The 23,554-nt window shown below is 72.1% G+C and carries 24 protein-coding genes, 2 tRNA genes, 2 pseudogenes and 1 riboswitch; of the genes and pseudogenes, 17 read left to right on the top strand and 11 right to left on the bottom strand.

Annotation, left to right across the window (positions count from 1 at the left end; translation table 11 throughout):
* Positions 1–347, top strand: a 347-nt coding sequence (locus VK501_RS09240; protein ID WP_324336884.1) for an ester cyclase, incomplete at its 5' end; no start/stop codon positions are given.
* Between the two features lie 67 nt (positions 348–414).
* On the opposite strand, the gene VK501_RS09235 is transcribed toward VK501_RS09240, so the two are convergent.
* Positions 415–498, bottom strand: a tRNA-Leu gene (locus tag VK501_RS09235).
* 83 nt (positions 499–581) lie between these two features.
* Here VK501_RS09235 and VK501_RS09230 point away from each other — a divergent pair.
* A tRNA-Glu gene (locus VK501_RS09230) sits at positions 582–654 on the top strand.
* Between the two features lie 47 nt (positions 655–701).
* Here VK501_RS09230 and tnpC read toward each other — a convergent pair.
* Together tnpC and VK501_RS09220 are read right to left on the bottom strand one after the other, a co-directional pair.
* Entirely contained in the window at positions 702–2,156 is a 1,455-nt protein-coding gene (gene tnpC / locus VK501_RS09225; RefSeq protein ID WP_324336882.1) for an IS66 family transposase, read from the bottom strand.
* 138 nt (positions 2,157–2,294) lie between these two features.
* Positions 2,295–3,029, bottom strand: a complete 735-nt coding sequence (locus VK501_RS09220; RefSeq protein ID WP_324336880.1) for a hypothetical protein — start codon at positions 3,027–3,029, stop codon at positions 2,295–2,297.
* Positions 3,030–3,974: 945 nt separating this feature from the next.
* Here VK501_RS09220 and VK501_RS09215 point away from each other — a divergent pair.
* Positions 3,975–4,379, top strand: coding sequence for a hypothetical protein (locus VK501_RS09215; protein ID WP_324336877.1), 405 nt, complete (start codon positions 3,975–3,977; stop codon positions 4,377–4,379).
* 26 nt (positions 4,380–4,405) lie between these two features.
* Here VK501_RS09215 and VK501_RS09210 read toward each other — a convergent pair whose 3' ends face one another.
* Both VK501_RS09210 and VK501_RS09205 read right to left on the bottom strand, forming a co-directional pair.
* A complete protein-coding gene (locus tag VK501_RS09210; protein ID WP_324336875.1) occupies positions 4,406–4,699 on the bottom strand; it encodes a hypothetical protein in 294 nt (97 codons plus the stop codon).
* Between the two features lie 53 nt (positions 4,700–4,752).
* Entirely contained in the window at positions 4,753–4,989 is a 237-nt protein-coding gene (locus VK501_RS09205) for an HNH endonuclease (RefSeq protein ID WP_324336886.1), read from the bottom strand.
* A gap of 122 nt (positions 4,990–5,111) precedes the next feature.
* Between VK501_RS09205 and VK501_RS09200 the strand changes: the two genes are divergently transcribed.
* Positions 5,112–5,381 (top strand): hypothetical protein, encoded by a 270-nt coding sequence (locus VK501_RS09200; RefSeq protein WP_324336873.1) that lies wholly within the window; start codon positions 5,112–5,114, stop codon positions 5,379–5,381.
* A 57-nt stretch (positions 5,382–5,438) separates the two neighbouring features.
* On the opposite strand, the gene VK501_RS09195 is transcribed toward VK501_RS09200, so the two are convergent.
* The 3 genes from VK501_RS09195 to VK501_RS09185 form a co-directional block, all read right to left on the bottom strand.
* Entirely contained in the window at positions 5,439–5,678 is a 240-nt protein-coding gene (locus VK501_RS09195; protein ID WP_324336871.1) for a hypothetical protein, read from the bottom strand.
* A gap of 377 nt (positions 5,679–6,055) precedes the next feature.
* Entirely contained in the window at positions 6,056–8,161 is a 2,106-nt protein-coding gene (locus VK501_RS09190) for a DUF6351 family protein (RefSeq protein WP_324336869.1), read from the bottom strand.
* 188 nt (positions 8,162–8,349) lie between these two features.
* Complete coding sequence (locus VK501_RS09185) at positions 8,350–8,916, bottom strand: hypothetical protein (protein ID WP_324336867.1); 567 nt, start codon at positions 8,914–8,916, stop codon at positions 8,350–8,352.
* Positions 8,917–9,119: 203 nt separating this feature from the next.
* Between VK501_RS09185 and VK501_RS09180 the strand changes: the two genes are divergently transcribed.
* Both VK501_RS09180 and VK501_RS09175 read left to right on the top strand, forming a co-directional pair.
* A complete protein-coding gene (locus VK501_RS09180; protein WP_324336865.1) occupies positions 9,120–9,476 on the top strand; it encodes a hypothetical protein in 357 nt (118 codons plus the stop codon).
* 413 nt (positions 9,477–9,889) lie between these two features.
* Positions 9,890–10,753: a phosphatase PAP2 family protein gene (locus VK501_RS09175; protein ID WP_324336863.1), complete on the top strand. Its 864-nt coding sequence runs from the start codon at positions 9,890–9,892 to the stop codon at positions 10,751–10,753.
* Positions 10,754–10,915: 162 nt separating this feature from the next.
* Here VK501_RS09175 and VK501_RS09170 read toward each other — a convergent pair whose 3' ends face one another.
* Positions 10,916–11,509, bottom strand: coding sequence for a cob(I)yrinic acid a,c-diamide adenosyltransferase (locus VK501_RS09170; RefSeq protein ID WP_324336861.1), 594 nt, complete (start codon positions 11,507–11,509; stop codon positions 10,916–10,918).
* Between the two features lie 58 nt (positions 11,510–11,567).
* Positions 11,568–11,755, top strand: a riboswitch (cobalamin riboswitch).
* 31 nt (positions 11,756–11,786) lie between these two features.
* Here VK501_RS09170 and VK501_RS09165 point away from each other — a divergent pair.
* The 10 genes from VK501_RS09165 (at position 11,787) to VK501_RS09120 (ending at position 21,444) form a co-directional block, all read left to right on the top strand.
* Positions 11,787–12,953 (top strand): hypothetical protein, encoded by a 1,167-nt coding sequence (locus VK501_RS09165; RefSeq protein WP_324336859.1) that lies wholly within the window; start codon positions 11,787–11,789, stop codon positions 12,951–12,953.
* A gap of 112 nt (positions 12,954–13,065) precedes the next feature.
* On the top strand, positions 13,066–14,001 hold the full coding sequence (locus tag VK501_RS09160; RefSeq protein ID WP_324336857.1) for a DUF4430 domain-containing protein: 936 nt from the start codon (positions 13,066–13,068) through the stop codon (positions 13,999–14,001).
* Positions 13,998–14,870 carry an energy-coupling factor transporter transmembrane component T gene (locus tag VK501_RS09155; protein ID WP_324336855.1) on the top strand — a complete coding sequence of 291 codons (873 nt, stop codon included), beginning with the start codon at positions 13,998–14,000 and terminating at the stop codon, positions 14,868–14,870. The genes VK501_RS09160 and VK501_RS09155 overlap by 4 nt, the downstream gene beginning before the upstream one ends.
* Entirely contained in the window at positions 14,867–16,480 is a 1,614-nt protein-coding gene (locus VK501_RS09150; RefSeq protein ID WP_324336853.1) for an ABC transporter ATP-binding protein, read from the top strand. Before VK501_RS09155 ends, VK501_RS09150 begins: the two co-directional genes overlap by 4 nt.
* Positions 16,477–17,139, top strand: a complete 663-nt coding sequence (locus VK501_RS09145; RefSeq protein ID WP_324336851.1) for an ECF transporter S component — start codon at positions 16,477–16,479, stop codon at positions 17,137–17,139. Before VK501_RS09150 ends, VK501_RS09145 begins: the two co-directional genes overlap by 4 nt.
* The gene (locus VK501_RS09140; protein WP_324336849.1) at positions 17,136–18,047 is read left to right on the top strand and encodes a hypothetical protein; all 912 of its coding nucleotides are present in this window, start codon (positions 17,136–17,138) and stop codon (positions 18,045–18,047) included. The genes VK501_RS09145 and VK501_RS09140 overlap by 4 nt, the downstream gene beginning before the upstream one ends.
* Before the next feature lie 79 nt (positions 18,048–18,126).
* Positions 18,127–19,212 (top strand): Re/Si-specific NAD(P)(+) transhydrogenase subunit alpha, encoded by a 1,086-nt coding sequence (locus VK501_RS09135; protein ID WP_349260989.1) that lies wholly within the window; start codon positions 18,127–18,129, stop codon positions 19,210–19,212.
* A gap of 3 nt (positions 19,213–19,215) precedes the next feature.
* A complete protein-coding gene (locus tag VK501_RS09130; protein WP_324336845.1) occupies positions 19,216–19,539 on the top strand; it encodes an NAD(P) transhydrogenase subunit alpha in 324 nt (107 codons plus the stop codon).
* Positions 19,540–19,547: 8 nt separating this feature from the next.
* On the top strand, positions 19,548–20,984 hold the full coding sequence (locus tag VK501_RS09125; protein WP_414641167.1) for an NAD(P)(+) transhydrogenase (Re/Si-specific) subunit beta: 1,437 nt from the start codon (positions 19,548–19,550) through the stop codon (positions 20,982–20,984).
* 70 nt (positions 20,985–21,054) lie between these two features.
* Positions 21,055–21,444: a hypothetical protein gene (locus tag VK501_RS09120; RefSeq protein WP_324336841.1), complete on the top strand. Its 390-nt coding sequence runs from the start codon at positions 21,055–21,057 to the stop codon at positions 21,442–21,444.
* A 7-nt stretch (positions 21,445–21,451) separates the two neighbouring features.
* Here VK501_RS09120 and VK501_RS09115 read toward each other — a convergent pair whose 3' ends face one another.
* Together VK501_RS09115 and VK501_RS09110 are read right to left on the bottom strand one after the other, a co-directional pair.
* Positions 21,452–22,714, bottom strand: coding sequence for a type VI secretion system tube protein Hcp (locus VK501_RS09115; RefSeq protein ID WP_324336839.1), 1,263 nt, complete (start codon positions 22,712–22,714; stop codon positions 21,452–21,454).
* A gap of 36 nt (positions 22,715–22,750) precedes the next feature.
* Positions 22,751–23,350 (bottom strand): annotated as a pseudogene (locus tag VK501_RS09110) (helix-turn-helix domain-containing protein); the annotation flags it as partial.
* On the opposite strand from VK501_RS09110, the pseudogene VK501_RS09105 reads away from it, so the two are divergent.
* Positions 23,347–23,529 (top strand): annotated as a pseudogene (locus VK501_RS09105) (NmrA family transcriptional regulator); the annotation flags it as partial. The pseudogenes VK501_RS09110 and VK501_RS09105 sit on opposite strands and share 4 nt — an antisense overlap.
* Positions 23,530–23,554: the final 25 nt, after the last annotated feature.

Below are 23,554 nucleotides of genomic sequence, written 5' to 3'. Positions count from 1 at the left end.
CGGATTGCGTCGACCACGATCTCGCGATGCACGAGGAGATTCGCGGACTCGACACCAACAAGGAGCGGATCGGCGCCTACCGCGCGGCGATGCCCGACCTGCAGGTCACGATCGACGACCTCGTGGCCGACGGCGACCGCGTCGTCACCCGCTGGCATGCGACGGGGACCAACGACGGCGAGCTCATGGGCAACCCGCCGACCCACCGCCGGGCGGACTTCACGGGGATGTCGATCGATCGCTTCAGCGCCGACGGGCGGCTGGCCGAGAGCTGGGACCAGTGGGACAACCTGACCTTCATGCAGCAGGTCGGTCTCGCCCCGGCGATGGAGGGCCAGCGGGCCTAGGGCTCGCGCCGCAACGACCAGGGCCCCCGATCGCTCGAGGGCCCTGGCTCGCACGTCACATCGAAGGTGCGGATGAGAGGACTCGAACCTCCACGGAGTTGCCTCCACGGCGACCTGAACGCCGCGCGTCTACCAATTCCGCCACATCCGCCGGCGTGGAGCGAGCATAGCGGCCGGCCGAGCTTCCACGTCCGCTCGTGCAGCAGCGCCCGTTTGTTACCCTCCACGTCCCCTGCCGCCATCGTCTAGGGGACTAGGACGCCGCCCTCTCACGGCGGAAACCGGGGTTCGAATCCCCGTGGCGGTACTGCGAAACCGTAAGCGTTCAGTGGGTCGGCTGGTCGTCGCTGGGCGTCAGGCGAGCAGCGGTGCGGGGTCGCCGCGGCTGTGGGCCGTGAAGGCGTCGACGAGGTAGTCGTGCAGGGGGCGGTGTTGGAGGCGGCAGGTGGTGTGCACGGACAGCAGCCGTTCGATGCGCTGCTCGCCGTCGTCGGACTGGGTGCCGAGGCTGAGCTTGCGGTAGATGACGGCGCCGCGTAGCGCGCGTTCGGCGTGGTTGTTGGTCGGTTGGACGCCGTGGTGGTCGGCGAAGGTCCACAGCGCCGGCCAGACCTTCAGCAGGTTGCGCGCGATCCCGCGCGTGTACTTGTAGCGCGGGGCCTTGCCTTGGTAGGTGCGCAGGATCGGCTTGAGCTCACGGCGCAGCGCACCGATCCGCAGCCGCAGGTCGCGGCGGTCGCCGACGTGCTGGTAGATCTCCCAGGCCCAGAACAGCTGCTCGCAGACCCGCAGGCCGTGCTCGCCGAACTCCTTTTCGGCCGCCAGGCCCTCGGCGTGGGCCTTGAAGTCGCGGCGCAGGTGCGCCCAGCACACCTGGCGGCGGCCCAGCGGCAGGTGTGTGTAGGCCCACCAGCGATCGGAGGTCACGATCGCGGTGGTGTCGGCCAGCAGCGCTTTGGCGTGCTCTTCGCCGCGATCGGCAGCGACCCGCAACACGGCGTGCCGGGCGGTAAACGCGCCCCACAGCGCGCGCCGTTGGCCGGCGGTCCGCCACCCAGTCTCGTCCATGTTGATGCACTTGCTCTGACGGACGCGATCCTGCAGATCGTCATAGGGGTCGACCAGCGCGTCAGCGACCCGCGCCAGGATCGCGTCGACCGTGCCACTGGAGATTCGCGCGCCGAAGAGCTGCTCACAGCACTCCACGACATCGCGGCGCGAGACGCGGTTGCGCACCGACAGCACCGCCACCGCCGCGTGAAAGCGTGGCCCGAACGCGCTGGCAGCGATCTCGGCCGGCAGCTGCGCGCGCCGGCGCTTGCCGCAGCCGGGGCAGCGCACGCGCGGGCACTGATGCTCGGTCACCGTGACCGCCAACCTGGGCAGCTCCTCGACCTGATGGCGTACCGCCTCGCCCACGCCGACCAGCTCGCCCTCGCTGAAGACGTGCCCGCAGCCGCACGCCGCCGGCCAGTGCACGATCACCTCGTCGACCGCCGAGGTCGGCAACAGCTCCCGGCCCTTGCCCTCATGGCCCGGCTGGCCACCCTGCTTGCGCCCCGACCGATCCTTGCCGCGCCGCGGCGGCGTGCTCGGCGAATCGGCGCTGGGCGGCTGCGACGAGTTCCGCGACGACCGCTTGACCTGGCGCTCGAGCTGCGCGATCCGCTCATCCTGCCGCGCGACCGTCGCCGTCAGCGTCTGGACCTGAGCCTCAAGCCGCTCGTTCTGCGCCGACAACGCCAACAACACCTCAACGACGGCATCACGGCCCTGCCCATAGATCGCCTCGGCCTCAACCCGCTCCACACGATCAGATTCGACGGGCCGACGTTATGTCCCCCCGACCGACTGAACGCTTACGCGAAACCCTTGCATTGCAAGGGCTTCGTTCGTTCCAGAGGGTTGTGTGGGGACGCCCGTGGGGACAGGGGAGAGGATCGAACCTCAAGATTTCGGGTCGGCGTCCTCGGCATCCTGCGGCGCGCTGGCATTCGGGAACAGGTCGCTGGTGCGTTCCACATCGCCGTCAAGGATCAGCCGTTGCAGACCGACGACCCCGCCGGGCGCATCGAACGGCGGTGCCATGTCTTCGGGGAGCGTCTGGTCGATCACCAGGGCTGCGACCGCGCTTCCGACCTCGTCCCGCGTCTTGTGGATCTGCGACGGGCGGGCGAGCAGCGGCTGAGGCTCCTTCTCCCACCAGAACGTTTCGGGCCACGTCACGACGTAGCCCCGGAACTCGGTTGTCGTTGGATCGATGCCGTGCAGGCACATCGGGACGAGACGAGTCCAGACCTTGACGGAAGGGCCGTCGGCCGCGACTTCGATCGTCTCTCCGTTCAGGGCGATCTCGAATCGCTTGTTGACCCATAGGTTGTTCTCGGGCGGCAGATCGATCCCGGCGTCTTCAGCGAGCTTGCGGTCGCCGAGAACCATCGCCTCGAACCCGACGTACTCGATATGCAGCGGCCGCCGGCCGGTGTTGTAAGCGGTGACGTTGACCCAGACGTCAAGAAGGCTGCCTTCAGGGTCATAGGCGTACTGCCACCCGTGGGTGACGAGCATTCCGCGCTTGCGGTCGCGGCGGTCGCGCCACGCCGTCAGCGCGAGCCCTCCAACGCCGGTCAGCGTCCCGATGGTGCCGGTGGCTGCGCCCCAGATGGCGAGAGTGTCACTCATGCCCGCAGTGTCCAGTCCGGCGCGGACGCCGGACCTGTCGTTGAGGACCGGGAGGCACGTTCAGCGAGTTTCGGAAGGCCGTTCTGTCGGTGCCACCGGTGACGATCTCCCCGGAGATCCCCGGACGCCTAGCCACCGTCCGGTCGCAGGGCCATGCTTCCGCTCGTGGCTCGCATGACATGCAAGGACTGCGGCGCGGTGCTCTACGACGGGCCTGGTCCGTTTCCGCCCTCGCTGTCTGGTGAGCACGGAACGCCCCGAATGCCTTGCCGGGATTGCGGGTCGACTACGCGCAGCTACGAGATGACCGCCAGCGCGACCGTGCGGGCGGTGGCCAGCGTTTCCACGAGGGTCCAGAGGGCTTGGAACAGCGACCGACTGGCCGTCTTGTTGTTCCTGTTGGGCCTCGCACCGTCAGTCGGACTGGCCGTGGGACTGGCCGCTAAGTCTGCGGCCTGGGGTGTCGTCAGTGGCTTGGGGTCAGTGCTCTTTGCCGCAGCCGTTTTGTGGGCGTTGCTGCGCGGCCCGCTCGCCCGCATCACGGCCAAGGCGATGCACACGATCAGCGGACGCTAGGGCGGTCAGCTCGACGGGCGGTGTTCCTGGTCCCGGCGCGGCCGGACGGCGTTAGTTGTACTATAACTTGCTAATCCCTCCGGCCTGTGAGACCTCTGCCGCGTGTACCGCGACCGGCCTCCACCGACGATCGATTCTTTCAGCAACCCTAGGGCCGCTGACAGACGGTTCGAGAAACGTCGAACAATATTCGGCCCCATCGGCGTCCGGGTAGACGAGACGGAATCTCAAGAACCGGATGAACGCGGGGCTCAGGGGTCGCAGGGTGTTGGCGGCGGCCCCCGGTCGCGACGGCACGGGACCGGGTTATGCGTGGGGCCGCACACTCGATCTAACTGCTCTTGGAGCGATGATCTAAGCTCGGCTTCCATGCCCAGCGACCGCAACGAGGAGGCAGAGTCCGGCGCGGGCCAGATCCGCTACCTCGTCGCCTTCCTCATTGTCGGAGGAGGGTTGATGAAGATCGCGCAAGCGTTGCATCTGCCCGAGTGGGCCACGGCCACACTTGTATTGCCGCCGCTGATCGCGGTGATGTTCTGGGTGCATAGCGTCAACGTCCGCCGTACGCAGGACGCGATCTATGAGGACTACGCCGTTCGTCGTCGCCAGAAGGAGATCCTGGGTGGCCGCTACGCCCAGGAGCAGCGTGCGCTAGGGCGCGATGCCCGTGAAGCGTCCTCTCCCGCGCCGCCCAGGCCAGAGTCGAAGTCGGTCAGTGAGGCGGTGGACCGCATCGAAGAACAGGTCAGACGCGCCCTAGACGGGCCGCGCTGACCGTTCACCAAGCCGCAGCGACATGCCTACAGCGACAGTGGCTCCAAGTCCAAGTCGCCGCCGAAGATGGTCTCGCCCCTCGGGTCGACGGTCTGCAGCGCCTCGCGCACCGCGTGGAGCGCCTGGACGCGCTTCTCCTCGTTCAACATCTCGACCTCGGCCACGTCGTCCACCATCTCGGCGTTCCCCGACTGCCACCGAGGTGAAGTCCAGATAGCGATCACGCCCCGGCCTTGGTCAAGGCGCGCTCGTAGCGCTCGCAGCTTCGACTCGACATTGGGACCGGAACCCCTGATGCGCACCTTCACGATGACCGGCATGGCGGAGATCCTGCCAGTTCAGGCACGTCGAGTGCTCCAACCTAGACCGCAGATCACGATGGGGCTCCTGCGACCGTGCAGACGAAGTCGCCGTCCACGCCCCCGGCCAAGTGCTTGTTCGTCATCTCGACATCGCCCTTGTCGGTGTCGCGCGCGATGAGCTTGCCCGACCCGGTGTCCCACTCGATCCGCATGAAGCCGTGGTCGAGCATCTTGTGGTGGTCAGCGCACAGCACGACCATGTTCTGGACAACGTCGAGGTCGGGCAGTCGCAGCGCCACCCGACGCAGGTGCGCGCCCTCCGACTACCAGCCGCTACTGCGCTTCTTGAAGCGGACGCCGCAGACCTGGCACCTGCCGTCGTAGAGCCTCTTGAGCCAGTCGCGCACCTCGTGCCGACGTTCGAAGCGTCTTGCGGGTCGCCGTTCGCTCCTTCGGAGCCAGCGACTTCGTGAGATCCCGCATTGCGTTGCGGAAGCCCTCGGCGTCGAAGGCGGACGTTGCTTCATCGAGCGCGGTCCCGCGCGACGCGAACACCTACGTCAACGCCGCCGCGTCGTCCACCGACTTCGAGGTGTCACCGTCCGCGCTCGTGCTCGACGACAACACGTTGACCATGACGGTGGCGGCCGCCACGTTCGGCAGCATAAGCGGCCTGTTCGTGGAGTGGCCCCAGGCTTAGCGGCGACCTCTGCGACTCTCGGGGCGTGAGGGTCGCTGAGGGTTCCTGGGGTCGGTCTCAGGCTCGGTCGGGCCGTTCCGGTCGCTCGTGCGACTGCAACAGCCCTTCGTACGCAGGGCCGCTGAGGTCGACGAGCGCGCGACGCAGAGTCGACACGTCCTCCTCCAGGTCGTTCAGCCGGTGGATGGACTCCAACGCCAGCCGATAGACCATCTCGACCTGCTCGGGCAGCTTGTCGTTCGCCCCGACGGTGACCGTCTTGTCGCCGTCGTGGACCCTGTGGGTTCGATGAGCCATGCTGCGCATCCTCGCGGGAGCGGCGGACGGCGCTGCTGAAGGCTACATCCTGGCGGGCTCCCGCAGTTTTCGCAGACGATGACGGCCGGGAGCGTACTCCGTGGGGACAGCGTGGGCACAACAGCACCGGCGCAGAACGGTTTCTCGCGGTTCCTAGCAGTTGCGCCGGAGCCGGATCGCCAGTGTTCTAACGGGATTCGCCTCAACCGCGCGCCCGGCGGCCGCACCCCTGATCTTGTCCGAGGAACCGTGGCGGCGGTACTGACCGAGCCCGCGCCCGCTACGCGGGTTTTGTCGTTCTCGGGAGCGGTGCCGGCGAGGGGCCCCGCCGCCGGCGGGGCCCCTCGCGTCGTGTCACGGCGTCCGAGCGCGGCGGCTCAGGTGCCGTACGACAGCCACGTGCCCTTCAACGGCTGCTGGTGCTCCCCGGGCTTCGTATAGTCGCAGACGCCGTCGGGGAAGACGGCGTTCAGGCGCGCCTGCTGCTCCGGCGTGAGCGTGCCGTACTCGGCCGGGTCGACCGGGCGCAGCTGGCACTTGATCGTCAGCGAGTCCAGCGGCTGTCCGGCCCGCAGGCGCGGCGTGGACGCCGGCGGGAACAGCTGCGTGCACGGACCGGTCGCGTCCAGCTCGGCGGGGTCGTCGATGCGCTGGCCGGCCGTGGTCCAGCACGCGTCGACGGCGGTCGCCGGCTTGTTGGCCACGACCTTGCCGGCCTTCGGGGCCGCCGACTGGTCGGCCGCGATGGCGTCGAGCCACGAGGCCATCGTGTCGCGGGCGGCCTCGTTCATCGGCCCGGCACCCGCTCCCGCCGTGCGCCACATCACCTGGTTGTCGGCGTTGCCGTTGGCCTTGCGCAGGCGGTCGCGGACGATGTAGGAGTGGATGTAGGTGTGGATGTCGACGGCCGTGTCGGTGTAGGACCGTGCGTCGATGATCGGGACGTCGGGCAGTCCGCCCTTGCCCTGGGTGATGCGTCCCGTGCGGTACGCGGTCGCGATGGCCTGGGGATCGGCGACGGCCCGTGCCGCGCGTGGGCGGCCGTCGTTGTCGTAGCCGCCGACCTTGTCGTTGAGATCGAGGAACCGGTCGACGGAGATGACGCCCTCCTTCAGCGCCTTGAGCCCGTACTGCACGCCCGTGTTGTCGAGCGTGCGCCGCGCGAACCCGGTCGCGGGGTCGCGGCCGAACACGTTGACGGCGTTGTCCCACAGCGTGCAGCGCGCGCCGGTCGGGTTGGTGAGCGCGTTGTAGCGCAGCTCGACCGGTACGGCGGCGTCGCAGCCGGCCTCGGCGACGATGACGTTGGCGAACGCGGAGTCCCAGGCGAGGCACGTCGCGGGGCTGCGATAGCCCGTGACGGCAAGTCGCTGCGCGCCGGTCATGGTCGCGCCGCCCGTCGCGAAGTACCGGTTCAGCAGCCGGCAGTCGACCGGCTCAGCGAACGAGTTGTCCTCGAACGTCGCGGCGGGCACGAGGCCGTCCAGAAGCCCGGGGTAGTTGGAGGCGATCATGAGCTGCTGGATCGCGCCGCCCGAGCCGCCCCAGCCCATCGTCCACACCGGCGCGTCGTGCAGGCCCTCGATGACGCGCTCCTTGACCATCATCATGGTCTCGGCCGACAGGACGTCGTTGCACGACACGCCGAACGTGTTGAGGCTCGCGGTCGCGACGGCGTAGCCGCGGCGCAACATGGCGTCGTCGAGCACGGCGCTCGCGGCGAGCGTCCCCTGGTGGTAGCCCGTGCCGCAGCCGCCGCCGAACTGGTAGGACAGCCGGTGGTTCCAGCCCGTGCCGGTCTGCCCACCGCCGGCCAGGACGGCCCAGCGGTAGACCGCGCGGTTGATGGTGCCCGACTCGAGGCGGACGACGTAGTCGACGGTCTCGCCGGCGCGCGTCGTCGTCTGGGCGAGGTCGTCGGGGCGCGACGCGGGGTCCGCGAGCGGCTTGAAGCCGCCGGCCGTCGAGCGGTAGAAGTACGTCGTCTGGGTGGGCGCCGAGCAGTTGGCGTCGGTCGGCTCGCCCAGGCCCGACTGCGCCGTGCGGCAGACGTACGGCGTCTGATGCGGGCCCGAGAACACCGGGCCGGTGATGGCGCGGTTGACGACCAGCAGCGCGTCGGTCGCGAGCAGGCTGCCACGGCCGCCGTCGGCGGTGAGCAGGTTGATGCCCTTGCGCAGTCCACCCACCACGCCGACGAGGCGGCGCGGGTCCGCGGCGTCGGGCGTCAGGGCGCTCGTGACGTCCGTGCCGTTGCGCAGCACACGGGCACGATCGACGCGCACGTTCGACGGCACCTGGACCTCGACGAGGGCGTCGTCGCCGGTCACCTTGTCGGCTCGGCTCGAGAGCGTCTCGATCGAGAACCGCTCCAGTCGTGGCCTGGCGTCGGCTGCGGCCACGGGGGCCAGCGCGGCGAGCGCCGCCACGGCGCTCGCCAGGACCACGGCGCGGCGCGTTCGGGCACATGTCATCACGTGCATGTCTCCTCCTCCATCCGTGAGTGGACGCGGCCGCCCCCCAATACGGGGACTGGGACGGCGGCGTCCCGATTCAGGCGCCACTCTGCCGGAATCGGCAGCGTCCGTGCAAGGTCCTGGCCGGCACAGTCGTGATCAGCACCCGGAAACCGGACCGCCGGGCTCCACGTGACCCGTTGTGAGAAGCTGTCTCAAGACCCGGTCGGAGACGGCTTCTCAGCGCAGCGCTTGCCGAGCGGGATCTGCGCGCGGCGCGGGGTGCGCTCGTCGTCGACCCAGATGCGCAGCTTCAGGCAGCGCGGCACGGTCGTGAGCACGAACCCCGACCAGAACGTGGCCTCGCGTCCGCCGTAGAAGCTGCCGCCTCCCTCGGTCGCGCATGAGCGGAAGTCGACGACCCGGTGGCCGTCGCCGACCGTCCGCCCGCCGTCGGACCGTCTCCAGTGGTCGTCGGCGTAGAGCAGCGAGGTGGAGCGCCGCACGTCACGCGACAGCTCGACGGTGACGCGATGCCCGGTGAGGACGACCGCCGGGTACTTCTGCCCACCGAACTTCGCGATCACCGCGGGCGACGAATACTCGCGCGCGCCGACCAGCACGAGCGGCCCGACGACGAGGTTGCGCGAGCTCTTGGAAAACCCGGCCGAGGACTGGTGCCGGCACGTCGCCGGCGCGCCCTCCGGCCGTTCTGGCGCCGCGGCCACCGCGACGCCCACCAGGGTCGCGGCAGTAGGCAAGGCCAGCAGCACGGCGCGCACGCGCCGACGATACACCGCTGACGAACCCTCTGCATTGGGTTCCGCCGCGAGCGACCCATCGCACGGCCGTCCGCATGGCGAAGGCCGCTCGCCGCCGATCGCGCCCTTGCACCGCGCACCCCGTGGTGAGACGCTCAGAAGCTCAGCGACAGGAAGGAGTCGTGATGGCTGATCGGGCCTTGTTCATCGGGTGGGGAGAACCGGTGAGGGGGCGTGAGGAGCGGGCCGTCGAGGTCTTCGACGAGTTCGTCAGCATGCTCGGGCAGATGCAGTCCGGCGGGCGGATCGAGGGCATGGACGTCGCGCTGCTCGATCCGCACGGCGGTGACCTCGGGGGGTTCTTCATGGTGCATGGCACCGAGGCGCAGTGCGCTGCGCTGACCGACGACGACGAGTTCCGTCGCGCGGTCATCGATGCCACGCTCATCGTCGAGAACTTCGGCGTGGTGCCCGCGGTGACCGGCGAAGGGGTCGGTCGCGAGATGGCGATGTACAGCGAGGCCATCAGGAAGGTCGGCCACGGCGCGCACGCGCTCGCCGGGGCACACGACGGCGGCTGAGCGTCGCCGCCGAGACGTCGGACCACCGGCGCTGCCGCCTCCGGCGACAGGACGGCAGCGCACGGTCGGGCACACCCGGCGCGTGCGCATCCCGGGAACGTCCTGCCCGCGAACGGCAAGCCTTGACCTCCGGCCAGTGGCGCACGGCGCCGGCGGGGGAGATAGTGGACAGGCGTGTCCCGGTTCGCCGGCACCGCGTCGTTGACGTGGATGTTCTCGACCAGGCGTTGCCGTGCGGTCGGATCCGGTCCAAGATCCCGCCGCGTCTCACCAAGTCGTTGCGGTTCACACCCCACCGCGGCGTATGCGCGGACGGATGGCACCAGGATGGGCCGGATGCCCACGAAGGTGCCGTCCGTCTCGCGCGCCCACCCTTCAGGAGGCGTTGCTTCGCCGCGGCTACCGTGCAGGTGATGCTCCGCCGCCCCGGACCTCCGCTGCTGCTGGCGCTCGCGTGCCTCGCCGCGCTCGCGGCGACCGGCGTGCTGGCCAAGCTGGTGCCCGTCACCCAGCAGGGCGACGCCCGCACGCTCAACGGCTTCGTCGACCTCAACGCGCCCGGCCTCAGCCCGACGCTGAACACGATCGCCCACCTCGCCGACCCGGCGCCGTACGCGCTCGCCGGCCTCGGCCTGGCGCTCGTCGCGCTGCTGCGCGGCCGCTGGCGCGTGGCCCTGCTGATCCCGGTCCTCTTCGTGTTGACCGGCGCCACCACCGAGTCGCTGAAGCAGCTGCTCGCCTCCCCGCGCGTGGACGAGTGGCTCGGCCACTCGCAGATCGCCGCCGCGTCGTGGCCGAGCGGGCACTCGACGGCCGCGATGACCATGGCGCTGTCCGCCGTGCTCGCCGCCCCGCCGCGCCTGCGGCCGACCGTCGCAGCCCTCGGCGGCGCCTTCGCGCTCGCGGTCGCCTACGCGATCCTCACGCTCGGCTGGCACTTCCCGTCCGACGTCTTCGGCGGCTACCTCGTCGCGGCCACCTACGTGCTGCTCGGGATCGCCGCGGTGAGCGCGGCCGACCTGCGCTGGCCGACGCGGCGCGGCGCGGAGGGCGTCACGCGCCCGGTGGATGTCGTGCCGGCCCTGGCCGTCGCGATGCTCGCCGCCGGCGCGGCCGCCGGCCTGGCGCTCGCGCGCCCCCATGCGCTCGTCGGCTATGCCGAGACGCACACCACGTTCGTCGCCGGCGCGATCGCCATCGCCGTGCTCGCGACGCTGCTGGCCGGCGTCTTGGCCGCGGGCTTCCGCGGCGGCCACGCGCCCGCGCGGCAGTCCTAGAAGACCCCTGAAAAAGGCGCTGCGGCCAGCTGCGGCCGTGGACACATCGCCAGATCACCACCCGATCCCTTGACAAGGCGGAAGCCTTGCCTGCGGAATCGTGCGGCGCCTGGCTCGGTCCACGACCACATCTGACCGGACCGCCTGATTTCCAGGGGCCTTCTAGCTCGGCGGCGCGTCGCCGCCGGCCGCGTCGCCCTCCGCCGCCTGCGTCGCCCCCGGCTGCCACAGCGGCTCCTCGCCGCCGTTGGCGGCCCGGCTGAGGATGAACAGCAGGTCCGACAGCCGGTTGAGGTACCGCACGACCTCGGGGTTGCCGTCCTCCACGTGGATCGCGCGCCGCTCGGCGCGCCGGCAGACCGTCCGGCACACGTGCAGCTGCGCCGCCGCCGGCGTGCCGCCCGGCAGCACGAAGGACTTCAGCGGCTCCAGCGTCGCGTTGACCTCGTCGCAGGCGCCCTCCAGCCACGTCGTGTAGCCCTCGTCCACGCGCAGGCGCGCCCGGTCGCCGCCGTGGGGGACGGCGAGGTCCGCGCCCACGTCGAACAGGTCGTTCTGGATCCGCCGCAGCCACTGCGCCTGCTGCGCCGGCAGGTCCGGCAGCGCGAGCGTGACGCCGAGATGGGCGTTGAGCTCGTCGACGACCCCGTAGGCCTCGATCCGCGGGTGCGTCTTGGGCACCCGGCTCATGTCGCCGAGGTGAGTCTCCCCGCCGTCGCCGAGCTTGGTGTAGATCCGCGTGAGGTTGACGGTCATCGCCTCGGAGGCTATCGCCGGCCAGCCCCGCCGGACAGCGCCCGCGCGGTACGCTTGGCGCCTATCAAGGGTCGGTGGTGAAGGGAAGCCGGTGCGATACCGGCGCGGACCCGCCACTGTGACCGGGCGAGAGCCTCACCGCACGCGCCGCACGCCGGCGCAAGCCACTGGGATCGAGAGACCTGGGAAGGCGCGGAGGAGGAGAGGCCCGGAAGCCAGGAGACCTGCCTCCGACCGTCATGGACACGACGCCCTCGCGGCAAGGGGTGGCTCCCGCATGAAGCACAAGATCCTCGGCCTCCTGATTGGAGGCCTGACGCTCGCAGCAACCACGAGTTCGGCATTCGCGGCATCGGTCTCGGTCGAGATCGAAGGACAGACGGTGCAGTCGTCGCCGACCACGGTGACCACGCCGGGCCACGTCACCAAGCCCGGTGGCGTGGACTGCGACGGCACGACGATCGTCGGCGCGCTCGAGGCGTTCACCGGCGGCGACTGGGCCGGCAGCGCCTACACGGTCGACACGATCAAGGGCGAGTCGCATCCCTTCGGCCCCGGCGGCTCGTGGTCCTTCTACCTCAACGGCCGCTTCGTCAACGACTCCGGTTGCGCCGCGGCGGTCAAGGACGGTGACAAGGTCGTGTTCTTCTGGAGCGGCGCCTTCGCCGACGCGGGCTACGGCGAGCCCGTGCTGCTCGACGCGCCCGCCGCGCTCGTGCCGGGGCGCGCCACGGCGGTCACGGTCACCGAGACCTCGACGTACTTCGGCCCGACCGGATTCGATCCGGGCGTGACGACCATCACCCCGTCGGCCGGCGCCTCCGTCGCCGGCGGCACGGCCACGGCGACCTCCGGCGCCGACGGCACCGCGCAGGTCACGGTCGCTCCCGGCCCCTACACGCTCCTGGCCACCAAGGGCAACCGCGCCCCGGCGCGGATCAGCGGCTGCGCGACGACCGGCAGCGACGGGTTCTGCGGCAGCACCGCGGCCGGCGGCACGACCATCGCGCCCGCGCCCCCCTGTGTCACCCGCGGCGACGACGGCCTCTGCGGCTCGCCCGACAAGCGCGCCGCCAACGCCGCCTTCACCGCGCTGCCCGAGGGCAAGAAGTACAAGAAGGGCAAGGGCCCGCGCCAGCTCGCCGGCCGCGTGGCCGACGAGCCCAGCGGCATCGCCGACGTGCGCATCCGGATCACACGGACCAACGCCCGCGCGTGCTCGACCTTCGACGGCAGGACGGAGCGCTTCGTCGCGATGAAGAAGTGCGGCGCGACGCACGGCAGGTGGTTCTCGGTCGGCGCCAAATCCGACTTCACCTACCTGTTGCCGTCCAGGCTCGGTCCGGGCCGCTTCGTCCTCGACCTGCAGGTCGTCGACAAGGCGGGCAACAAGACCGCCGCCCTGGCCCGCGGCACGTCGCGGGTGGTGTTCACCGTTGCGTAGGGGTGCCGTAGGCGGCCAGCGAGGCCGAGGCCCACGACGGCCAGCCGTCGCCGCCGGAGGTGGGTCCCCAGTCGCGATAGCGACACAGTCTCCTACCCGCGCCCGGCGCCGCATGCTCGCGACCGTGGCCGTCGCCGTCCTGGCGGCGGTCGTGGCGGGGTGCGGCCTGGGCGCGGGCAAGACGCCGGGCCAGACCCAGCTGCTGGTCACCCAGGACTTCGGCAATCGCGGCGTCGCCCAGACCGACCAGCCCAAGACCGGCGGGTCGGACACCGTGATGCGCCTGCTGCAGCGCAACGTCCCGAAGGTCAGCACGCGCTACGGCGGCGGCTTCGTGCAGTCCATCGACGGCACGAGCGGCGGCCAGCGCGCGGGGCGGCCGGTCGACTGGTTCTTCTACGTCAACGGCATCCAGGCCGACAAGGGCGCGGCGTCGGTGCGCGTCCACCAGGGCGACCGCGTCTGGTGGGACTTCCACGACTGGGGCGTCACCGACCACGTGCCGGCCGTCGTCGGCTCGTTCCCCGAGCCGTTCGTGCACGGCGTCGACGGGCGGCGCCTGCCGACCCGCGTGGAGTGCGTCGACGCCAACTCCGACGCGTGCAACGCGATTGCCGACAAGCTCACCGAGCTCGGCCTGCCCGCGGCCAAGGGCGGGATCGGCAACAGCTACGTCTCCGAGACGCTGCGCATCCTCGTCGGCCCGTGGATCGCGCTGCGCGGCGACAGCACCGCCAAGCTGCTGGAGAAGGGCCCCGCGATCAGCGGCGTCTTCGCCAAGCCGGCGGCCGACGGCAAGTCCATCACCTTGCTCGACGGCCAGGGCAAGGCGACCCGCACGCTGGGCGCCGGCACGGGCCTGGTCGCCGCCACCGCCGTCGAGAACCGCAAGGGCGGCGCCGGCGGAGAGCCGGTCTGGATCGTCACCGGCACCGACGCCGCGAGCATCGCCACCGCGGCGAGCGCCTTCGACGAGGGCGCGCTGGCGGGGCGCTTCGCCATCGCGCTGTCGGGCGGCAAGCCCGTCCCGGTCCCCGAGGCGCCGTGAGGTACCGCCGCCGCGCGAGCCCCCTGCACGCGGCCCGCGCCGCGGCCGGTGGCGCGTGGTGCGCGGCGCTGGCGGCCGCGGCACTGGCCGCCCAGCACCCGATCGTCCTCGCGGCGCTCGCGCTCACGGTGCTCGCGGGCGCGGCGGGAGCAGGGGTCCTGCGCGAGGTCGCACGGACCGCGGCGTGGATGGTCCCGTGGGCGCTCGTGATCGCGCTGGTCAACGTGCTGGTCGTCCGCGAGGGCCTGACGGTGCTCGCGCGCGTCGGCGAGGTCCCGCCGTTCGGGCAGGTCGACCTGACGCTCGAGGCGTTGGTGTACGGGTTGCTCTTCGGCCTGCGGCTGCTGGTCGTCGCCGCGGCCTTCGCGCTGTTCACGGTCGCCGTCGACCCCGACGACCTGCTGCGGCTCATGCGCCGGGTGTCGGTGCGCAGCGCGCTGGCGGCGACGCTCGCCACGCGGCTGGTGCCGGTGCTCGCCTCCGACGCGCGACGGATCGAGGAGGCGCGGCGCTGCCGGGCCGACCGGGGCGGCGACGGGGCGGCCGCCCGCTTGGCCGTGCTGCGCGCCGTGGCCGGCGGCGCGCTGGACCGCGCGCTCGACGTCGCCGCGACGCTCGAGGTCCGCGGGTACGGGACCGCGCGGCGCGGCGCGGTCGGCGCGCGGCCGTGGTCGCGCCACGACCTGGCGTTCGCGGGGTCGGCCACGGCGATCGCGCTGCTGACGATCGTCGCGCGCACGGCGCCGATCGCTCCATTCGAGCCCTATCCGCTGATCGAGGCCGGCGGCGCGGGGAGTGCGGTGGCGCTGGGCGTCGCGCTGGCGCTCGTCGCGCTCGTGCCGTTCACGTCGCGCCGGGGGATCGCATGAGCCTGAGCGCGACCGCGCCCGTCCTCGAGCTCGACCGCGTCACCTACACCTACGCGGGCGCGACGGCGCCGTCGCTGCGCGACGTGTCGCTCGCGGTCGCCGAGGGCGAGTTCGTCGTGCTCGCCGGCCGCAGCGCCGGCGGCAAGTCCACCATGTTGCGCGCGGCCTCCGGGCTGGTCCCGCACTTCCACGGCGGGACGTTCGCGGGCGAGGTCCGCGTCGGCGGGCTGGACACGCGCGAGCACGGTCCCGCCGAGGTCGCGCGCATCGCCGGGTCGCTGTTCCAGGACCCCGAGGCGCAGGTCGTGCTGACGACCGTGCGCGCCGAGCTGGCCTTCCCGCTGGAGAACCGTGGCCACGGCGCCGCCGCGGTCGCGCGCGGGGTGGAGGAGGCGGCGCTGGCGCTCGGCATCGCGCACCTGCTCGACCGGGCGACCAACGAGCTCAGCGGCGGCGAGCTGCAGCGGGTCGCGCTCGGCGCGGCGCTGGCGGGGCGCCCGCGGCTCGTCCTGCTCGACGAGCCGACGTCCCAGCTCGACCCCGTCGCCGGCGACGAGCTGATCTGGCTGTTGCGGCGTCTCAACGAGGAGTGGGGGACGACGATCGTCCTCGCCGAGCACCGGCTCGAGCGGTGCCTGCCGGCCGCCGATCGCGTCGTCGTCCTCGCCGACGGCGCGATCGCCTGCGACGCGCCGCCGCCCGACTTCCTCGCCTGGGCCGCCGACGCGTCCCCTGAGCTCCAGACGCCGGTCGCGCGCATGTTCCACGGCGCCGGCATCGCGCCGGCCCCGACCGGCGTCAAGGAGGCGCGCCGGGCGCTGCGGGCGCGCGGTGTCGACCTCGATCCGGCCGAGCCCGCCGACGGCGACACGAGCGCCCCCAGCCGTCCGGGTCGTCGCGAGCGGCGCGCCGCGGCGCTGGTCTTCGACGGCGTGTGGCACGAGCGCCGCGGCGGCGCCACCGTCCTGCGGGCCGTGGACCTGGCGATCGCGCCCGGCGAGCGCGTCGCGCTCATGGGCCGCAACGGCGCCGGCAAGTCCACGTTGCTGCGTCACGCCGCCGGGCTGATGGCGCCCTCGCGGGGCACGGTCACGGCCGCCGGCCGCGTCGCGCTGTTGCTCCAGGACCCCAACGACTACCTGCTGCACGAGCGCGTCGGCGACGAGGCCTCGGCCGAGGCGCTGGCCGCCGTCGGCCTCGAGCACCTCGTCGACCGCCACCCGCACGACCTCTCCGGCGGCCAGCGCCAGCGCCTGGCGCTCGCGATCGTCCTCGACTCGCCGCAGCCGGCGGCGGTCATCGGCCTCGACGAGCCCACGCGCGGTATGGACCGCGCCGCCAAGGCGGCCCTGGCGCACCGGCTGAACGCCTTCGCGGCCGGCGGCGCCGCCGTCGTCGTGGCCACGCACGACCCCGAGTTCGCCGCCGAGGTCGCCGACCGCATCGTCCTGCTCGCCGACGGGCGCCCGATCGCCGACGGCCCGGCGGCGTCCGTGCTGGCCGGCGGCTGGTACTTCGCGACCGAGACCGCGCGAGTCACCGGCGGGCGCGCGCTGCTGCCCGACGCGGGCGCCGCGGTGCTGCGCGGCCGGGAGGTGGCGGCGCCGTGACCTGGCAGCTGACGACCTTCACGATCCTCGGGCTCGTCCTCGCCGCGGGCTTCGCGTGGTACGAGCGCACGCACCCGTCGTCCAAGGTCCTGGCCATGGTCGCGACGCTGGCGGCGCTGGCCGCGATCGGCCGCATCGCGTTCGCGCCGCTGCCCAACGTCAAGCCGACGACCGACATCGTGCTGCTCAGCGGCTACGTGCTCGGCGGCGCGCCCGGGTTCGCCGTCGGCGCGCTGGGCGGCCTCAGCTCCAACCTCGTCTTCGGCCAGGGCCCGTGGACGCCGTGGCAGATGGCGGCGTGGGGCCTGGTCGGCGTGATCGGCGCGGGCTGGGGGCGCGTGACGCGCCGGCGTCTGCCGCGCTGGAGCACCGCCGTCATCTGCGCCCTCTGCGGCCTGATGTACGGCGCGCTGACCAACCTGTCGACGCTCACGGCCGCCGGCGGCACGCCGTCGCTGGCGCAGTGGGGCGCCGTCGAGGCCGCCGGCCTGCCGTTCGACATCGCCCACGCCGTGGGCAACGTCGCGTTCTTCCTCGCCTTCGGCCCCGCGTTCGTGCGGGTCCTGCAGCGCTACCGCGCGCGGCTCGAGGTCCGCTGGGTCTCCGCCGCGCCGTCCGCCCCCATGATCCCGACCCCCCTGGAGTCCCCACCCGCATGACGCACCGCCGTTTCCGAGCCGTCCCCGCGCTCGCCGTGACCGCGGCCGCGCTGCTGGCCCTCGCGCCCGCCGTCGCCCGCGCCTCCGATGCCGGCGCCGCCCGCGCCGGCGCGGCGTATCTCTCGGGCGCCGTGAAGCCCGGCGCCGACGGCATGTCCGCCGACACGCTCGTCGCGCTGCGCGCAGCCGGGCGCCTGCCCGCCGCGGAGGCCGCCCGCCGCGCCGGTGCGCTGCGCGCCGGCGCCAACGGCTACGCGCAGACCGCCGGCGCGACCGGCAAGACGATCCTCGCGCTCGTGGCGTCGGGCTCCGGCAACCCGCGCTGCGGCGCCGGCGGCCTGGACCTCTTGCGCCGCCTGCAGCGCTACGGACGCGCCGGTCGCTACGGCTCCACGATCTTCGACCAGACCCTCGGCATGCTCGCGGTCCATGCGCTGCGGGCGGGCCCGTCGGCGCGCAGCGTGAGCGTGCTGCTCGGGGCCCGCGGGAGCGGCGGGTGGAACTTCGACTTCACCCGCTCGGGTGGTCGAGCCGACGACGTGACGAGCACGGCGATGGCGATCCTCGCGGCACGCGCGGCCGGCGTCAGCAGGAGCAACGGCACGCTGCGGGCGGGCCTGAAGTGGATGCTCGCGCAGCGCACCGCGGCCGGCGGCTTCGCCCTCGGACGACGCGACCGCAACGAGGCCAACTCGACGGCGCTGGCGATCGAGGCGCAGGGCGCGATGGGACGCGGCGACGCGCGCGCACGCCGCGCCCTGCGCACGCTGCAGCGCGCCGGCGGCGCCTTCCAGTTCACGCGCGACGACGCGGGCAGCCGCGTCCTGGCGTCCGTCGACGCGACCGTCGCGCTCAGCCGACGGCGCCTTCCCGTCTCGGTCGCCCCGCGCCGCCCGGCCGCCTGCTGAGCCGTTTGCCACGAGGCTGTGCGTTGTGGCGAACGGCACATCGCGGCGAATGCCTGTTCGGATAGGGTCCGCCGCTCTTATGCAGATCGGCGTCCCGAAGGAAACGGCGGAGGGCGAGCGGCGAGTCGCTCTCGTGCCGGAAGTCGTGCGCAAGCTCGTCGCGAAGGGTCACGAGATCGTCGTGGAGGGCGGGGCCGGACAGGCCGCGCTGGTCCCCGACGAGCTCTACGCCGACGCCGGCGCGACGATCGGCGACCCGTGGGGCGCCGAGGTCGTCGTCAAGGTCGCGCCGCCGACGGCGGAGGAGCTGGCCCGGCTGGGCAGCGGCACGACGCTCGTCGGCTTCCTCAACCCGCGCGGCAACCCCGACGGCCTGCAGGCGATCGCGCACACCGGCGCGACGGCATTCGCGATGGAGGCGATCCCGCGGATCTCGCGGGCGCAGTCGATGGACGCGCTGAGCTCGCAGTCCAACGTGTCGGGCTATAAGTCGGCGCTGCTGGGCGCCGAGCACTCCACGCGCTTCTACCCGATGTTGATGACCGCGGCGGGCACGATCCCGCCGGCCAAGGTGCTGGTGCTCGGGATCGGCGTCGCGGGGCTGCAGGCGCTGGCGACCGCGCGCCGCCTCGGCGCGCAGACCACGGGCTACGACGTGCGGCCCGAGACGGCCGAGCAGGTCGAGTCGCTCGGGGCCAAGTGGCTGGATCTCGGCATCGAGGCGGCGGGCGAGGGCGGCTACGCCCGCGAGCTGACCGACGAGGAGAAGGCCCGCCAGCAGCAGGCGCTGACCGACGCGACGAAGACCTTTGACGTGGTCATCACCACCGCGCTGGTGCCGGGGCGCCCGGCGCCGCGGCTGGTCACCGCGGAGGCGGTGCAGGGCATGAAGCCCGGCAGCGTGATCGTCGACCTGGCGGGGGAGACGGGCGGCAACTGCGAGCTCACCGAGCCCGGCCAGACCGTGGTCAAGTACAACGTCACGATCGTCTCGCCGCTGAACCTGCCGGCGACGATGCCCGAGCACGCCAGCGCGCTGTATGCGCGCAACCTGCAGGCCCTGCTGGAGCTGCTGGCCGACGACGAGTCCGGGGCATACGCGCCGGACTTCGAGGACGAGATCGTCGCCGGCGCCTGCGTCGTCAAGAACGGGGAGGTCCTGTAAGCCATGCTCGTCACGAACCTGGCGATCCTGGTGCTGGCCGGCTTCGTCGGCTACGCCGTCATCTCGAAGGTGCCCAACACGCTGCACACGCCGCTGATGTCGGGCACGAACGCCATCCACGGCATCGTGGTGCTCGGCGGCATCCTGCTGCTCGTCGAGGGCCTGGCCGGCGGCACGCTCAACAAGCTGCTGCTGGTGATCGCGGTGGCCTTCGGCACGATCAACGTCGTCGGCGGCTTCCTGGTCACCGACCGGATGCTCGAGATGTTCAAGACCAAGCCGAAAGAGCAGATCGAGGCCCCGGCGACCGAGGAGGGCGCGGCGTGATCGCGACAGTGTCGTTCGGGCTTGCGCCCGTCACCGCGTCGTTTCTCACCGATGCCGACTTCCGGTCGATCCTGTACATCATCAGCTTCGGGTTGTTCATCTATGGGTTGAGCGGGCTGACCGGTCCCAAGACCGCGGTGCGCGGCAACCGGATCGCGGCGGTCGGCATGGCGATCGCGATCGTCGCGACGCTGCTGGTGCCCGACGTCAACAACATCGTGTTGATCATCCTGGGCGTGGCGATCGGCACGGCGGTGGGCGTGCCGGCGGCGCGGCGGGTCAAGATGACCCAGATGCCGCAGATGGTCGCGCTGTTCAACGGCGTGGGCGGCGGCGCGGTCGCGCTGATCGCGTGGGTCGAGTTCCGCGATTCCGACGGGTTTGCCGATCGCCCGACCTACGTGGCGATCTTCAGCGTCTTCGCCGCGATCGTCGGCTCGGTCTCGTTCTGGGGCTCGAACATCGCCTTCGGCAAGCTGCAGGAGCTCATCGACGGCGGCAGCAAGGTCATCGGCAGCGCGCAGATCCAGACGCTGATCAACGTCGCGCTCGGCGCGATCGCGGTCGCGTGCGGGACGGCGATCGTGGCGGGCTCCCACTCCGAGATCCTGATGATCGGGGTGCTGGTCAGCGCCGGGCTGCTGGGCATCTTTCTGGTGCTGCCGATCGGCGGCGCCGACATGCCCGTCGTCATCTCGCTGCTCAACGCGTTCACGGGGCTGTCGGCGGCGGCGACCGGCGTCGCGCTGAACAACACCGCGCTGATCGTCGCGGGCATGATTGTCGGCGCCTCGGGCACGCTGCTGACCCAGCAGATGGCGATCGCGATGAACCGCTCGATCACCTCGGTGATCGCCGGCGGGTTCGGCGGGACCATCGAGGCCGCCGCCGGCGCCACCAGCGCGTCGGGTGGCACCGTGCGCTCCACCAGCGCCGCCGACGTCGCGATCCAGATGGCCTATGCCCGGCTGGTCGTCGTCGTCCCCGGCTACGGGATGGCCGTCTCACAGGCCCAGCACGCGGTGCGCGAGATGGCCAAGCTGCTGGAGGCCAAGGGCGTCGAGGTCAAGTACGCCATCCACCCGGTCGCGGGCCGCATGCCCGGGCACATGAACGTGCTGCTGGCCGAGGCCGACGTGCCCTACGAGCAGCTCAGGGAGATGGACGACATCAACGGCGAGTTCGGCCGCACCGACGTCGCGCTGGTCATCGGCGCCAACGACGTGACCAACCCCGACGCCCGCAACAAGCCCGACAGCCCGATCTACGGGATGCCGATCCTCAACGTCGACGAGTCCGCGAGCGTCATCGTGCTCAAGCGCTCGATGAGCTCCGGCTACGCCGGCATCGACAACCCGCTGTTCGTCAACCCCAAGACGAGCATGCTCTTCGGCGACGCCAAGGGCTCGGTCGCCGACATCACCGAAGAGCTCAAGGCGCTGTAGGCCGCAGGTCCGGCGCCCCACGGGCGCCGGACCACTTTGCGTGGGGCGCCGATCGGGGTAGCCTCACGGTGTGAGCGCGCTGCCGCTCGAGATCAAGGCCATCGTCGCCGCCGCGTTGGTGCTCTCCGTGGGACGAGCCTTCCTCGGAGTGCCTGCCCGCAACGCGCACGATCGCCTCGCCCGGACGCTCGTCGGGCTGTCGATCTGCCTCTACGTGCTGGCCGGCGAGGCGCTGCTGGACGGCCAGGACGGGATGGCCGGCGCGTTCGTCGTCTGCGGCGTCGAGGCGCTGTGCCTCGCCGCGTGGGTCGCCCGCCGCCGGGGCGACGACGACGGCTGGGACGACGACGGCGGAGGGGGCGGGGGCGACGATCCCGACACCGATCCGCCGACCCCGATCGACTGGGACGCGTTCGACCACGCCCGCGACGGCTGGCGCCCGCGCGAGCCAGTGGCCTGAAGGCGGCTCAGCAGGCGGCGTTGCCGGCGAGGTCCCAGCAGGAGGACGTCGTCGTGCCGTCGGCCGAGCGGACGGTCGTGCTGATCCGGGTGTAGAAGAGCACCGCCTGCTCGGTCTGGTGGTTCTCGCCCCCGACGAACAACGGCCCGACGCTGGCGTTGGACAGCACGTACGTCGCGTGGGGCTGCGGCTCTGCGGGATCCTGGAGCTTGACGGTCGCGCTCAGCATCGTCGCACCGCTGCGCAGCAGCGACAGCAGGCGCGGGGACGACTCGTCGAGGCGGTGGGTGACGGTGAGCGCGGTGAAGTCGGCGACGGTGGCGCCGGTGCCCGAGCCGCTCCCGCCCGAGTTCGAAAGGCTCCAGTTCGTCTCGTAGAGGTCCGACGTGGCCGCGCCTCCGGGGAGGTTGAACGTGATCGTGCCGGCACGGCGGCGCGTGGTCGCGGGTAGCAGCGTGTCGTCGATGGAGAAGCCCGGCGTGGTGGAGGACGCGGTGAAGGCGAGGGTGCCGGTGTCGCTGCCCTGGCCGGAGGCTTCGGCATCGGTGTAGCTCGTGACCGCGACGTTGTGCAGGGCCCACGTCGCGTAGGGCTGCGTCGTCGGGTGGTCGGAGGCCGCAGCCGCGCTGGTGGCCGTCAGGGTGGCGTCGAGGGCCATCTGGCCGTTGGCGACCAGCTTGGTGAGCGCCGGGCTGACGTTGTCGTGCTTGCGAGAGAACCCCAGGTTCCAGTTGCCGGCGGTGCCCGACGGGCTGACGGTGATCCCGAAGGAGCTGAGGGACGCCACGACGTCGCCACCCGGCTCGTGCAGCGTGAGCTTGTAGGTCGAGTCCGGCGTGTCGACCGGAGGCTCGGGCGCCGAGGGTCCGGCGGGGCCGGTGGCGCCGTCCGCGCCGGCCGGGCCCTGAGGACCGGCGGAACCGTCGGCGCCGGCGGTGCCCTGGGGACCAGCGGGACCGTCCGCACCCGCGGCGCCCTGCGGACCGCCCTGCCCCTGCGGACCGGTCGCCCCCGTGGCGCCGCGCGCACCCGTCGCGCCACGCGGCCCCTGCTCGTTCCAGGCCAGCGCCTTCTCGTGGTCCTTGCACGACCGACCTTGCGCAACCACGCGCAGCGCACCGCTGCTGGTGTTGTAACAGCCATGGATCTTGCCGTCCTGGCCCGGGATCCCCGAGACCGCCGCGTACGCGCCGCCGCCGAGCGCGACGAAGAGCGCGATGCTGGCGACGAGGTTGGCGAAGGTCAGGCGGAAGCGGACGCGGCGGAGCATGGGCGGCGCGGATCCTACCGGCCCGCGCGCCTGCTCCTATTTTGTGTTCATGAAGAACGTCGGGTTGTTAATGGTGTTGGTGGAGACCCGTCCAGACCATGGGCTGCCGGGTCCGTGGCGTCGGTACTGCTGCGGGCTGATGCCGCGCACGCGCTTGAACGCGGTGCTCAGGGCGAACGGACTGCCGTAGCCCACCTGGTCGGCCACGGCGCCGATGGTCGCGTCGGTCTCGCGCAGCAGGTCGGCGGCGAGGGCCAGCCGCCAGCCGGTGAGGAAGGTCATCGGCGGCTCGCCGACGAGCTCGTTGAAGCGGCGGGCCAGCGCGGCGCGCGAGATGCCGGTCGCGCCGGCCAGCGAGGCGACGGTCCACGGGTGCGCGGGGTTGTTGTGCAGCATCCGCAGCGCCCGCCCGACGACCGGGTCGGTATGCGCGCGGTACCACGCGGGCGCCTCGGCGTCGGGTCGCGAGAACCAGGAGCGCAGGGTGGTGATCAGCAGCAGGTCGAGCAGGCGGTCGAGGACCGCCTCCTGGCCCGGGTCGTCCTTGACGATCTCGCCGGCCAGCAGCGGGATCAGCGCGCCGTCGGAGGCGCCGGCCTCGAGGACGAGGAGCGGGGGCAACGCGCGCGATGCTCGTGGAGCACGGCGTGCCGGGCGACGAGGCCGGGATGCTCGTCACGCTCTTCGCCGAGGTGCTCGACGGTCGCAACGCGAGCCTCGCCGACGGCGTGCAGCGCGCGCTCGGTCGCCCGCCGCGCGACTTCGGCGAGTACGCACGCGCGGCAGCGGCGACAGGGGTCTGGAGGGCGCGGTGACCCCGGGCAGGATTGGAGGGGGCGG

The sequence above is a fragment of the Baekduia sp. genome (assembly GCF_035318805.1).
Taxonomy (GTDB): Bacteria; Actinomycetota; Thermoleophilia; order Solirubrobacterales; family Solirubrobacteraceae; genus Baekduia.
Note: the sequence above shows the minus strand (reverse complement) of the source record. Positions and strands in the feature narration are given on the sequence as shown.

What these genes read in the sequence shown, in the direction of transcription:
- VK501_RS09220 (WP_324336880.1), bottom strand. Translation starts at nt 3,029, where the DNA reads ATGAGTGACACTCTCGCCATCTGGGGCGCAGCCACCGGCACCATCGGG.
- VK501_RS09215 (WP_324336877.1), top strand. Translation starts at nt 3,975, where the DNA reads ATGCCCAGCGACCGCAACGAGGAGGCAGAGTCCGGCGCGGGCCAGATC.
- VK501_RS09210 (WP_324336875.1), bottom strand. Translation starts at nt 4,699, where the DNA reads ATGCCGGTCATCGTGAAGGTGCGCATCAGGGGTTCCGGTCCCAATGTC.
- VK501_RS09195 (WP_324336871.1), bottom strand. Translation starts at nt 5,678, where the DNA reads ATGGCTCATCGAACCCACAGGGTCCACGACGGCGACAAGACGGTCACC.
- VK501_RS09190 (WP_324336869.1), bottom strand. Translation starts at nt 8,161, where the DNA reads ATGCACGTGATGACATGTGCCCGAACGCGCCGCGCCGTGGTCCTGGCG.
- VK501_RS09175 (WP_324336863.1), top strand. Translation starts at nt 9,890, where the DNA reads ATGCTCCGCCGCCCCGGACCTCCGCTGCTGCTGGCGCTCGCGTGCCTC.
- VK501_RS09170 (WP_324336861.1), bottom strand. Translation starts at nt 11,509, where the DNA reads ATGACCGTCAACCTCACGCGGATCTACACCAAGCTCGGCGACGGCGGG.
- VK501_RS09165 (WP_324336859.1), top strand. Translation starts at nt 11,787, where the DNA reads ATGAAGCACAAGATCCTCGGCCTCCTGATTGGAGGCCTGACGCTCGCA.
- VK501_RS09160 (WP_324336857.1), top strand. Translation starts at nt 13,066, where the DNA reads ATGCTCGCGACCGTGGCCGTCGCCGTCCTGGCGGCGGTCGTGGCGGGG.
- VK501_RS09150 (WP_324336853.1), top strand. Translation starts at nt 14,867, where the DNA reads ATGAGCCTGAGCGCGACCGCGCCCGTCCTCGAGCTCGACCGCGTCACC.
- VK501_RS09140 (WP_324336849.1), top strand. Translation starts at nt 17,136, where the DNA reads ATGACGCACCGCCGTTTCCGAGCCGTCCCCGCGCTCGCCGTGACCGCG.
- VK501_RS09135 (WP_349260989.1), top strand. Translation starts at nt 18,127, where the DNA reads ATGCAGATCGGCGTCCCGAAGGAAACGGCGGAGGGCGAGCGGCGAGTC.
- VK501_RS09130 (WP_324336845.1), top strand. Translation starts at nt 19,216, where the DNA reads ATGCTCGTCACGAACCTGGCGATCCTGGTGCTGGCCGGCTTCGTCGGC.
- VK501_RS09115 (WP_324336839.1), bottom strand. Translation starts at nt 22,714, where the DNA reads ATGCTCCGCCGCGTCCGCTTCCGCCTGACCTTCGCCAACCTCGTCGCC.